Here is a 1410-nt window from a genome sequence, read left to right on the forward strand (position 1 = left end):
ACCAACTCTCCACAGCTCGGTCCGGGCCGTTCCCCTGTCCGCAGGCGCCTTCGCTGCGCTCCGCACTGTCGGAGGCTCATGATCCAATACATGTATGGACCTCGGGGACCGCAGCTCACAGCCGCAGACATTGCTGTCGCGCCTGAGCGAGCGCGTCAAGGCCCGCGAAGAGTCCATGGTCCAGGACTGGATCGACATCGTGGGCTGGGCCGAGGACAACGTCGTCACCACACCCGAACAGGCCGCGACCATCCTCGAGGGCGTGATCGACACCGGTGTCCCGATCGCCGGTCCCGGCGCACCCTTGGTGTCGGAGTTCAACCTGATGGAGCTCATCGCCGTTCTCGGTCGGTCGCCTGATGGTGGTCGTGGGTATGTCGGGCGGGTCATCGAGTGCGCCTGGCGCCTGCCCGGCATCTACACCTCGGTGGTCGAGGGCCGCCTGGCGCCGTGGCGGGCCGAACGCATCGCGGACCTCACCCGGCCCCTCAACGCTGAGGCGGCTGCGTTCGTGGACCGCCAGCTCGCTGGCGTCGGTGGGGTCGGGTGGGCACAGTTGGAGCGCCTCGTCACCGAAGCGACCCTGCGGTTCGACCCCGAACGCGCCGAGGCTGAGCGTCAGGCCGCCGCTGACGGACGCCGGTTCGACATCGGCGAGGTCGACAGCAACGGTCTCGTCGAGCTCCACGGCGTGATGGACGGCGCCGACGGCCACGATCTCGACCTGGCTGTGAACCGTCGCGCGATCGAGCGCGGCAAGCTCGGCGACACCGACTCCCTCGATGTCCGCCGGTCCAAGGCCGCCGGCGACCTCGCCCGCCACGACCTTTCCCTGGACCTGCTCTTCGCCGACGAGGAAACCGGTGAAGTGATCACCCAGTCCCCGGGCCGGAAGGTCGAGCTGACCGTCCACATCACCGACACCGCACTGGACCAGGACAACCCGTTCGCGAGCCCCGTCGGACGGTGGGAGCAAGGCCGGACCCCGATCAGCATCGCGCAGATCAAGGAATGGCTCCGCGCCCGCGACACCACCGTCATCGTCCGGCCCGTGGTCGACATCGCCGACTGCGTGCCCGTGGATTCCTACGAGATCCCGGACCGGATCCGCCGCCGGGTGGAACAGCGTGACCACGCGTGTCGGTTCCCCTGGTGCACGAAACCAGCGGCCAAGTGCGATCTGGACCATGTGGTCCCCCACGACAAGGGCGGACCCACCTGCCCCTGCAACCTCGCACCAGCCTGCAGGCGACATCACCGCGCCAAGACCTTCAGTAGATGGCGGTACCTGACAGTCGTACCCGGGCACTACCTGTGGATCAGCCCCCACGGCCACCACTTCATCGTCGGACCCGACGGCACCCGTGCCCTCGACCCACCCCGCCCCGTCGACCCCGCCGAATAGCCACC

Annotated in this window: 1 protein-coding gene; it reads left to right on the top strand. The window is 68.6% G+C overall.

Annotated elements, in window-relative coordinates:
- The first annotated feature begins 94 nt into the window (after positions 1-94).
- Positions 95-1405 (top strand): HNH endonuclease signature motif containing protein, encoded by a 1311-nt coding sequence (locus ACOADB_RS25595; protein WP_378605572.1) that lies wholly within the window; start codon positions 95-97, stop codon positions 1403-1405.
- The last annotated feature ends 5 nt before the right edge of the window (positions 1406-1410 follow it).

Origin of the sequence: Nocardioides sp. CPCC 206348 (assembly GCF_048654705.1) — a bacterium.
Lineage (GTDB): Bacteria > Actinomycetota > Actinomycetes > Propionibacteriales > Nocardioidaceae > Nocardioides.

Excerpts from the sequence above, each read along its gene's own strand:
- ACOADB_RS25595 (WP_378605572.1), top strand. The coding sequence starts at position 95 with ATGGACCTCGGGGACCGCAGCTCACAGCCGCAGACATTGCTGTCGCGC.